The organism is Dyella lipolytica (assembly GCF_030160075.1).
GTDB lineage: Bacteria > Pseudomonadota > Gammaproteobacteria > Xanthomonadales > Rhodanobacteraceae > Dyella_B > Dyella_B lipolytica.
The window spans coordinates 2,047,199-2,058,465 of sequence record NZ_BSNQ01000003.1 but is presented as its reverse complement, the minus strand read 5'-3'; the positions used below and the strand labels follow the sequence as shown (position 1 = coordinate 2,058,465).

The window sequence follows — 11,267 nt, the reverse complement described above, 5'->3', positions numbered from 1 at the left end:
ATGGAGTGGTGACCGACGACAAAAACAACGCCTATCCATCTGGCGACGAAGTACGGTGAATGACCGTACGAGGACGCGTTGTTATCCGACAGCGATTGTCGTCTTGTGCCAAGCATCACCGGGCACCATGTAGCCTTTGCAGCGAACGGTGAGCAGAGGCAGCACTTCGTTGGTCTGTGCAAGCACTTTTCGGCGAAGCCGATGGATCACCATCTCGAGGCGATGCGGATCGCAATCGTAGCGATTGTGGTTCAACGCCTGGATCAGCGATTGGCGCGGCACAGGCTCGTCGTATGAAGCGGTGAGTGTGTTGAGTACACATTGCTCAATGGCGGTGAGCGCGACCACTTCGCCGCGTGGGGATACCAATCGCCAGCCATCGGCTTCCAATCGCCAGCAGGATATGAGCGGTTGATCTGCCACGATGCCGCGTGTTGTCGGCGACAAACGACGCGCTAGGCTGTGAAGCGCGGCGGCGAGAACATCTAGATCGACGGGTTTTATCAGATAGCCATCGGCACCGTTGTGCAGCGCTTGAATCTGGAGTTGTCGATCCGTCGAACCCGTCAGCATGATGATGCCGATGTCGGACATCGTGCGCAGATGCTGCGCCACGGTAAGGCCGTCTTCTCCCGGAAGGCCGATGTCCAAAACCACCATATCGAAGTGCTGCGACAGCATGTGCCGGTAAAGCTCCGCGGCAGATGCGGCGCCCTGCGCACTGAAGCCGTAGTCATGCAGCGCCGGCAGCAGAATGTCCTCACGTAGCGCTTCGTCGTCTTCCACAACTGCCACGCGCATGGAGTGCACGGATGCGTACGCGGACAAAAGCCGGTGACCCCTCGTCGAAACTATGCTCATTAGCTCGTTCTCCCTCGTATTGAGCTTAGGGAGGGATGGCGTCCTACATCAGAGGACTATGCCTTTTGGCACTGTGGCAGAGCACCTACACCGCCTAGCGTGAATGCTTTTCAAAGCCGTAGGGGTCTCGCCATGCACCGTCTTGTTCGCCCACTTGCCTTGACTGCACTTGCCATCAGTTGTGGCGCTGCATTTGCATCCACGCCCGCTGATCAAGTACCGCAGGGAAAGCTGCCGCGCTGGGCTGTGCCGCAGTCCTACCAGCTTGCTTTTAAGGTTGACCCGAAGCAGCAAGATTATTCGGGTACCACCACCATCAAGGTCGACTTGAAGCAAGCGGCTGATCATCTTTGGCTGGATGGGCACGATCTAAACGTAAGCAAGGTGACGATCGCTGAGGCCAGCGGTCACACGCACGATGGCAAGTACGAAGCGGTCGCGTTGAAGGAGGGTGTGTCGCGCATCGACTTCGGCAGCACGCTGAAGCCGCAATTGTTGACGCTGACGATCGAATACACCGCGCCGCTCAACCAGCAGCTGCAGGGCTTGTACAAGGTGAGCCACGCAGGTGTGCCGTACGCGATGACGCAGATGGAACCGATCAGTGCGCGCTACGCGTTCCCCGGTTTCGACGAGCCGGGCTTCAAGACGCCGTATGACATCAGCCTGACCATTCCGTCGGATGCAACGGCCGTTGCCAACACCAAGCAGATCAACGAAACCGCAGCGGAAGCCGGCTGGAAAACGCTGACGTTCGCGCAAACGCAGCCGCTGCCGACCTATCTGGTCGCATTCGCTGTCGGCCCTTGGGATATCGTCAATGGGCCGGACATCACCCCGACGGATTACCGCAGTGAAACGCTGTCCCTGCGCGGCATCGCGGCGCACGGCGAAGGCCATCGCATGCAGCATGTGCTGAGCGAAACGCCGAGCATCATCCACACGCTGGAAAACTATTACGGCTTCGGCTATCCGTTCGGCAAGCTCGACCTTCTTGCGGCGCCGGATTTTTCAGCCGGTGCGATGGAAAACCCGGGCTTGGTCACCTTCCGCGATTGGCTTTTGCTGCTCGATCCGGATTCCCCGGCGAAGTATGTGCGCGGCTCCTTCAACGTCACCGCGCATGAACTGGCACATCAATGGACGGGCGATACCGTAACGCTGGCTTGGTGGGATGACATCTGGCTCAACGAAGCCTTCGCCACTTGGATGCAGCAGAAGGTCACCATGAAGGTGCATCCGGAATATCGCGCCGATCTCGACCGGATCAGTGGTGCGGAAGGCGCGATGCATAACGATAGCCTCACCTCCGCGCGCCAGATTCGCCAGCCGATCACCGGCAACGGCGATATCGAAACGGCGTTCGATGGCATCACTTACCAGAAGGGCGCGGCCGTCCTGGGCATGTTCGAGGGTTATGTTGGCGAAGATATTTTTCAGAAAGGCATGCGCGCTTATATCCAGGCGCATAAGTTCGGCAACGTTACGGCCAGCGACCTGGTCGGCGCGATTGCTACGGCGGCGAATCAGGGCGCGCCGTTCAAGCACGCGTTCAACAGCTTCCTCGATCAGTCCGGTGTGCCTTACGTGCAAACTCGATTGGAGCAGAAGAACGGCAAGACCATCCTGCACTTGAGCCAGGATCGTTACCTGCCGGTCGGCAGTACCGGCAATGCCAACCGGGTGTGGGGCATTCCCGTCTGCGTGCGCTACGCCACCAGTGACGGCACCAAGGTTAGCTGCGAACTGCTCGATCAAGCCCATGGCACGATGGTGCTGGCCGATGCTAGCGAACCGACGTGGGTGATGCCCAACGCGAATGCGCACGGCTACTACCGCTTTAATCTGAGTAAGCAGGAATGGGCCGGCCTCACCCAGCATGTCGCTTCGCTGAGCGATACCGAGCAGCTGGCCTATGCGGATAGCATCGACGCAGGTTTTCGTCATGGCGACTTGAATGCGAGCGATGCCATGGCCGCGCTCAAGCCGTTGACCCGTGCGACAACCCGCGAAGTGGTCGTTGCACCGCTGGATACGATCGAATGGATCTACCGCAACGAAGCGGTGACCGACGCGCAACGCGTAAAAATCGTGGCTTGGGTGAGCGACGCCTACCTTCCGCGTATGGAGCAGCTGGGGTATCAACGCAAGGCTGGTGAAGCCGATGGCGATTCATTGTTGCGTAGCGCGCTCGCCGAAGCGCTCGCACTCGATTTCAAACTGCCGGAAGTGCGCACGGCACTCCTCAAGCAGGGCGACGCGGCGCTCGCCAAGAAGGCTGACGGTCATTTGAACCTGGCCGCTGCCGATCCGGATCTGCTCGGCGCCGCGCTGGCCGTTGCTGTGCAGGAGCATGGCGAACCGGCACTCGACGCGCTGATTGCCGAACTGCCGCAAACCACCGATCCGGCCTTGCGTAACGCCATGCTCGCGGGCCTTAGTGCAGCAGACACTCCTGCGCTAGCTGACAAGGCGCGTGACTTCGCGTTGAGCAAGCAAGTCAAGGTAGGTGAGATGGCCGCCATCCTTCGCGGTAGCCACGACACGCCGGCAGCTCGCGATGCACTGTGGCATTGGTTCACTGGTCATTACGATCAGGTCGTAGCCCGCACCGGAAGTTTCGCCGGCGGCAGACTGCCGGCGCTGGCTGGCGGAGGCGGTTGTTCCTCGGCCGAGGCCGATCGTCTGCAGACGTATTTCGAACCGCGCTTGAAAGACGTCACTGGCGCAGACCGTGGTCTCGCGCAGACACGTGAGCAGACTGTGCTGTGTGCAGCATTGAAGGCCAAGCAGGATCCCGCTGCGATCCTGCGCTGACCGTCGGCCACGAGTGCCAAGGATGCCGGGTGGTGCGAGCCGCCCGGCGTTTTTATTAGCGCTGCCATGTGCCGATGCGGAATCGGCTGACGCGGCAATAAGTAGTGCAAGTCATATCGCAGCAGGCCTGGAACCTCATCTAAACTGGGTAAAACCTCACCAGGTGGAGAGCCGTATGCGCCAGTGGAAGTGGATGCTCGGTCTGTTATTCGTGGTCTCACCTCTGCTGGCGCAAGATATTCCTCCCGCACTCCGCGATTGGCAGGGCTGGGTTCTGCACAACGCGCCCCAGCACGCCTGTCCCTTTCTGGCCAACAGCAATCCGGATTCGGGCAGCTATCAATGCCTCTGGCCCGGCCGTCTGGCTTTGGACGCGGGCAAGGGCGGCGGACACTTCAGTCTCGATGTGCATGTCGATGCGGCTGGCTGGGTCGATTTGCCAGGCGACGAGCGCAGCTGGCCGCAGCAAGTCTCGGTAAACGACAAAGCATGGCCGGTACTGAATCATGACGAACATCCAGCGCTGAGGTTGGAGCCCGGTGACTACACCGTGCAAGGCACCTTGCCATGGGAAACGCGGCCGGCGCGCGTGCGCGTTCCGTTAGCCGTTGGTCTGGTTTCGCTCAGCCTGGACGGCAATGCTGTCGGTCGCATCGAGCGCAATGGCGATCAGCTCACTCTCGGTGAGGCAGCAGCAGCGCAGCGTCAGGCGGATGCGCTTTCGGTACGTGTCTATCGACATCTGACCGACGGCATGCCGGCGATGCTGGACACGCAGCTGCAATTGAACGCGACAGGCAGCGCGCGCGAACAACTGCTAGGGCCGGCATTGCCCAAAGGTTTCGTTGCTACGTCGCTGGATAGCGAGCTACCTGCGCAATTGGAAAGTGATGGACGTTTGCGCCTGCAACTACGTCCGGGTCAATGGACCGTGCGCCTGTCCGCGCGTGGCACCGACACCTTGCACGACGTGAGCCTAACGCTGCCGGCCGATCCCTGGCCGAAGCAGGAAGTGTGGAGCTACACCGACAATCCGGAATTGCGCAGCACACACGTCAACGGACATGCCACCGATGCCGCGCAAGCGGGCGTGCCACAAGAGTGGCGAGAGCTGCCGGCCTACGTGCTCGACAACAGCGACGGTCTCGCCGTCGAACAGGGCACGCGAGGTGGCGAGGGCGGAGCGGGCGATCAGATTCATCTTCAGCGCGAGATCTGGCTCGACTTCGATGGACGCGGCCTCAATGTCAGCGACCATCTCACCGGCACGCTGCAGCACACGCAACGCTTGGATGTCGGTGCACCATGGCAATTGCAGCGCGCGATGCAGCGCAATGCGCCGCTGCTCGTTACCGACGCTGGCGATGGACGGACTGGCGTCGAGTTGCGCGACACGAATATGGATTTGCATGCCGGCCTGCGTGTTGCAGATCGCAGTGGAGCATTGCCAAGCGCGGGATGGCTGGCATCGCTAGAGAACATCGATGCCGTCTTGCATCTTCCGTATGGCTACCGCCTGATTGGTGCAAGTGGCGTGGATCGTTCCCCGGATTCGTGGGTGGCGCATTGGAGTCTGCTGGATTTGTTCGTCGTCGCGTTGATTGCTTTGTTGGCAGGGCGCTTGCTGGGCTGGCCTTGGGCCGTACTCGCTGCGCTTTTCCTGATCCTGTCCCTGCACGAAGCGGGTGCGCCACGTTGGACGTTGGGTTTGGCGCTTGCCTTGGCCTTGTTGATGCGCGCCTTGCCGGCAGGGCGGCTGCGCTGGGTTGCGCAGATTGCCAGTACGCTTGCGCTGGCATTGGCCGTGTTGTGGACCTTGCCCTTTGCGAAAACGCAATTGGAAGATGCGTTGCATCCTCAGCTTGAAAGTGAGAGCGGTTACGCTGCCTTGATGCAACGGGAGGCCGCAGCCGACTATGGCGGGAGCAACGCGCGCGCGAAAAAAGCGGAGGTTGCACCTGCAGAGGAGCCATCCGAGTCTGGCGCGGCTCCAGCCCCGCCCCCGCCAGCTGCACCTACTGCGATGCTTGAGTCCGCGCCAGTCTCTGCGTCCAATCGCAGCCTGGCCACTGTCACGGTGACAAGCACTGCGCTGCCGGGTGCCGCAGCCACGAGCGAAGTCGATAGCCACAGCATCATCCAGGCGGGCGCCGGCGAACCCAGTTGGGATGTCGACAACAATTACCGGTTGGGTTGGTCCGGGCCTGTTGCGCCTGGGCAGAGCACACGGCTTGTGATTGCGCCGGCGTGGCTGGTGCGGCTGTTGCGCGTGGTGATGTTGGGGTTGTTGATCGTGCTGCTCGGCCACCTCGCACGCGGCCTGATCAAACCGTTCGATACATCGTGGCGCAACGGGCGACTGGGGCGCGCCGCGGCAGCCTGTCTGCTGTTCGCCTGCTTGCCGCATGCCGGTCACGCTCAAACGATGCCCAGCCCGGATTTGTTGCGGCAATTGCAGAGCCGTCTGCTGGAAGCACCCAAATGTGCGCCGGATTGCGCGGTTGTCGCTACCGCGAACCTGCAGGCGAAAGACGATCAGATCGCACTCGAACTGGAAGTGCATGTCGGCGCTCCCATCGCACTGCCGTTGCCGCAAGTCGATGCAGGCCTGCAACTCGTCGGCGTGAATGTGGATGGCCATGCCGGCGCCACGATCAGCAAACGTAACGATCAGACGCTGGCCAGGTTGGAACCCGGCGTACATCGCATCGACTTGGTCTATCGTGCGCAGCCGACCGATAGCACGACGTTGAACTTCGTATTGCGCCCGCAATGGATGGTATTCGGCGGGCAGGGGTGGTCGCTGGATGGCGTCGACGATGGACGTTTGCTAGGCGACAGCGTAACGCTCAATCGCATCCGCACAGTTGCCGACGGCAAACAGGCGCCGCTTCCACAGCAAACCTTTCCACCCTACGTGCGCTTGACGCGCAACATCGTGATGGGCGTGGACTGGACGGTAATCAACACCGTCGAGCGCATTGCGCCGAGCGACGGCGGTTTCAGTCTCGATTTACCCTTGCTACCCGGCGAGCACCCGTTGGGCGACAGCGCGCGCGTGCACGATGGACGCATAGGCGTCACGTTTAATGCGGGGGAGAGCGAAGTCACCTGGACCAGCCGCCTCGATCATGCGGATACGCTGAAAATCGAAGCGCCGGCACTCGGCGATCGTGCCGAAGTCTGGCAACTGAATGTGTCGCCGATCTGGCATGTCGAAACCAAGGGCGTACCCGTCGGCAACGGTGGCTACGGCGTTTATTTCGAACCGCTGCCGAATGAAACCTTGCAGTTGACCGTAAGCCGTCCCAAAGCGATCGACGGCGACAGCCTTGCTTTCGACACTGTGAATGCAAGTGCCAGCGTTGGCGATCGAGCGACGGAGACCGCGCTCGATTTGCTTGCGCGAAGTACCCGTGGCGGCGAGCATGCCATTGTGTTGCCGATCGGCACCGAACTGCTGGATGCGTCGCGTGATGATGAGCCGCTCAGCCTTGCCGTGAAGGACGGCAAGTTGAGTCTGCCGATCCTGCCCGGCAAGCATCGTTACGCGATACGCCTGCGCGAGCCTCATGGTGTTGGCATGCACATCGCGACATCCGCATTCGCGCTCGGCGCACCCTCGGCGAACATCGAACTTAATCTCAAATTGCCCGAGGATCGCTGGGTGTTGTGGACGTGGGGACCTGGCGTTGGGCCAGCGGTGCTGTACTGGTCGCAATTGGTCGTGCTGCTGTTGGCAGCGTGGTTGCTGAGCCGCTACGCACCGACGCCGCTACGTTTCCATCACTGGTTGCTGCTTGGGCTTGGTTTTTCGGCCTTCGCGTGGAGCGCATATGCGTTTGTCGTGCTTTGGTTGATCTTGCTCGGCCTGCGTGCACAGCACGATACGGCGGTCGCGCGACTTGCCGGTATGAAGTTCAATCTGCTGCAAGCGGTATTGGCGGCGGTTACGGTGTTGGCTTTGGCGGTGTTGGTGTCTGCCGTGCCCAAGGGCTTGCTTGGATTGCCCGACATGCACGTTACCGGTAACGGTTCCACGGCATGGTCATTGAGCTGGTTTGCCGATCAAGCAAAGGATGCCTTGCCGCAAGCCGGGGTATTCAGCGTATCGCTTTGGTTCTACAAGATTGCCATGCTGGCATGGGCTTTGTGGTTAGCGAATGCGCTTATCGGATGGTTGCGCTGGGGCTTCGATGCATGGACCAAAGGCGGCTACTGGAAGAAGCGCGAGCCGAAGCAACCTGCAGCGCCGCCCGTGCCGGTTACTCCGGGTGTGGAATCGCAACGCGATGCGTGACATACGTGATGCATTGGCTACCGCAACGCATCGACTCGGCGATAGGGTCGATGCGGAAATGCTGCTGATCCATGTGCTGGACAAACCGCGCAGCTGGTTGATCGCGCACGCCAGCGATGAGCTTTCGTCGGAGCTGGCAGTTGCCTATGCAGCACTGGTGGCGCGCCGCGCGACGGGCGAGCCGGTGGCTTATATCACCGGCCACCGCGGCTTCTGGTCGCTCGATCTGGAAGTAACACCGGCGACGTTGATACCGCGCCCCGAAACCGAGCTGCTGGTTGAACTGGCATTGGAACGGTTGCCGCGCGAAACGCCATCGAAAGTCGCGGATCTCGGTACGGGCAGCGGTGCCATTGCCTTAGCGATCGCGCGCGAGCGGCCCGCTGCACAAGTGGTTGCTACGGATGTAAGCGTCGAGGCGCTAGCTGTTGCGCAACGCAACGCAGATCGGCATCGCATCCGCAATGTAAGTTTCATGAAAGGGGCCTGGTTTATTCCGTTGGCCGATCAGCGTTTCGACATGATCCTTTCCAATCCGCCCTATATCGAAAGCGCCGATCCGCATCTGACCCAAGGCGATCTGCGCTTCGAACCTTTAAGCGCACTGGCTGCGGGACAGGATGGGCTTGACGATATTCGCCGCATTGTTGGCGACGCGAAGCACCATCTCACTACGCGGGGCTGGCTGCTGATCGAGCATGGATGGAACCAGGGTGAAGCGGTGCGCATGTTGCTGCGCAACGTTGGTTTTGCCGACGTCTTCACCGCGCGCGACATTGAACAACGCGAGCGCGTCAGTGCGGGATGTTGGCCGAGCAGTTAACGACGATTGTGGTTGATCGCTGACATCAGCGTAGACTGCAGCCACAACAGTACGGGCCCGGGTGATATCGGCGCATCCGGGTAAAACTAGAAAGTCAGCCCCGGACACATCGCCATGAAAATTTGCCGTCGTGTTGTCATTCGTCGTCAGCCTGAGCAGCGGCGTTTGCCGCAACTGATTCGCCTGCTGCTGGTTCCTCTCGCCTTACCTGCCATGGTGTCGGTTGTTGCGGCACAGACCACCACGACACCACCGACATCGAATGTCGCGAATACGCCGGCGCCGTCACCCGCTAACAGCAAACCCGCGGTGACCTTGGGTCCCGTCATGGTGACGGCGAATCTTCGCCGCGAGCCGGAGCGTGAAGTGCCGATGCACGTCGATATCGTGTCGGCAACATCGTTGCAGCAACTGGGTGCGAAGAATCTCAACGACTACGTGTCGTATCAGCCCGGTGTATTTTTCGCCAGCGCCGGCGGCGCAGGGGAAGGCGAGCTGGTGATGCGCGGTGTATCGACCGGCAACCAGACCAGTCCCACCGTATCGGTCTACATCGATGATGTGCCGGTGGGCGGAAGCACGGTGTATGCGGCCGCCGCGACGTTCGTATTCGATCCCGCTTTGCTCGATCTCGATCACATCGAATTTTTGTACGGGCCGCAGGGCACGCTGTACGGCGCCGGCTCGATGGGTGGCCTGGTGAAATACGTTACCGTCAAACCCGATACCAGCGGCATTTCCGGCAGCGTCGGCGGTGATATGTCCAATACGCAGCGTGGCGGTATGAGCTATTCCGAACATGCCATGCTCAATATTCCGCTGGTGAAGGACAAAGCGGCGTTGCGCATCGCGGCGGTGGATCAGCACACCACCGGTGTTTATCAGGCGGTAGGCGAAACGCCTGCCGGCGGCGCGGACCGCACGCATACCAAAGGTGCGCGTTTGCAGCTGGAAGTGGATCCGATCGACAAGCTTACGTTGAATGCCACGGCCATGGCGCAAAAGATCACGGCAGACGGTTTGTCGATGGGCGACTTCAATCTGCAGGGGCAACCTATTTCAGGTGGCCCGTACAACCGGCGACTCAATCATCGCGAGCCCTTTACGCAGACGTTGGAGCTGTACTCGTTTCACGTCGGTTACGACTTCGACTGGGCTTCGCTGGACTGGGTCAGCTCATATCAGAATTTCGTCAATCACAGCGTGCAGGATTATCCCGATTCGTTCCTCGCCCTGTTGAATGCGTTGGGTCCGGCGATTGGTGTTGATCAGCAGCTCAGCAGCTTGTATGTGGACTCACAGTACACCGTGCACAAAACATCGCAGGAGATTCGACTTACCTCACGCAAGAACGACAATTTCGATTGGCTGGGTGGCTTCTGGTTCAACCGCGAGAATGTGTGGGAGCAATATGATCTGGAAGGTAACAATGCGCCGCCGCCGGGATTGACCAGCTTGCTTCAACAAAACGTCAATGCGAGCTACAAAGAATACGCTGGCTATGGCGATATAACCTGGCATGCCAACCCGACGCTGGATCTGACCATCGGCGCACGCGCAAGCGGTAACTCGCAGCATCTGTCCAATTTCGAGACGGGCCCCGTCGCAGGCAGCCCGGGTGGATTCAACGAACGTACGCGAAGCGACGACGTCACCAAGATGATCACGCTGAGCTGGCGGCCCGACAGCAAGGATAACTATTACATGCGCGCATCCACCGGCTATCGTCCCGGCGGTTTGCAGGCGCCGATAGAAAGCACGGTGCTGGGTCCCAATGCCAATGCGACGGATACTTTCGGTTCGGACTCGTTGGTAAGCTACGAACTCGGCTACAAGGGAAGCTATATGGACGGCCATTTGAATGTCGGCGCAGACGGCTACGACATCGAGTGGCATCACATGCAGCTCTACACCTTTACCCTCGGTAACACCATTATCCAGAACGCGGGCGATGCGAGAATTGAAGGTGTGGAAATGCAGGCCAGCTATGCGAAAGGTCCATGGCAGTTCGCGGCTTCAGGCGCGTTCACCGACGCCCACACGGAGAACGGCAACGCGGTGCTCGGCATTGCCGGCGATGCGCGGCTGCCGTATTCGGCCAAATGGGCCGGCACGATTAGCGGGAAATACAAGTTTATCTTGGCCGGTACCGATGCTTACGCTGGCGCCAACCTGCGCGCGTCTACGCGTCGCAATGCGGGTTTTAACGGCGATAGCAGCGATCCAAATTTCATTCTGCCTGGGTTCGCCTTCCTGGATCTCAATATGGGCGTGAATCTGCGCAGTGGCGCCAATATCGATTTCTACGTGCGCAACGCACTCAATCGACAGGTGCCGATCGGTACGCTCAACGATGAAGCGGTCAACTTCCTTGCCAGCGTTGGCGGTCCGATGCTGGTGCAGATGTCGACGCCGCGCACGGTGGGGGTCGCCTTCAACGTGCCGTTCTAGTACGAGTGTCGCGGC

5 protein-coding genes are annotated in these 11,267 nt (G+C 60.2%); 4 read left to right on the top strand and 1 reads right to left on the bottom strand.

What is annotated here, in order from left to right:
- Nucleotides 1-81 precede the first annotated feature (81 nt).
- On the bottom strand, nucleotides 82-801 hold the full coding sequence (locus tag QQL64_RS10655) for a response regulator transcription factor (RefSeq protein ID WP_284399101.1): 720 nt from the start codon (nucleotides 799-801) through the stop codon (nucleotides 82-84).
- 192 nt (nucleotides 802-993) lie between these two features.
- Here QQL64_RS10655 and QQL64_RS10650 point away from each other — a divergent pair, with 192 nt between their 5' ends.
- The 4 genes from QQL64_RS10650 (at nucleotide 994) to QQL64_RS10635 (ending at nucleotide 11,252) form a co-directional block, all read left to right on the top strand.
- Nucleotides 994-3,678 (top strand): M1 family metallopeptidase, encoded by a 2,685-nt coding sequence (locus QQL64_RS10650; RefSeq protein ID WP_284399099.1) that lies wholly within the window; start codon nucleotides 994-996, stop codon nucleotides 3,676-3,678.
- A 175-nt stretch (nucleotides 3,679-3,853) separates the two neighbouring features.
- Nucleotides 3,854-7,978: a hypothetical protein gene (locus QQL64_RS10645; RefSeq protein ID WP_284399096.1), complete on the top strand. Its 4,125-nt coding sequence runs from the start codon at nucleotides 3,854-3,856 to the stop codon at nucleotides 7,976-7,978.
- Nucleotides 7,971-8,801 (top strand): peptide chain release factor N(5)-glutamine methyltransferase, encoded by an 831-nt coding sequence (gene prmC, locus QQL64_RS10640; protein WP_284399094.1) that lies wholly within the window; start codon nucleotides 7,971-7,973, stop codon nucleotides 8,799-8,801. Before QQL64_RS10645 ends, prmC begins: the two co-directional genes overlap by 8 nt.
- Before the next feature lie 114 nt (nucleotides 8,802-8,915).
- Complete coding sequence (locus QQL64_RS10635; RefSeq protein ID WP_284399093.1) at nucleotides 8,916-11,252, top strand: TonB-dependent receptor; 2,337 nt, start codon at nucleotides 8,916-8,918, stop codon at nucleotides 11,250-11,252.
- Nucleotides 11,253-11,267: the final 15 nt, after the last annotated feature.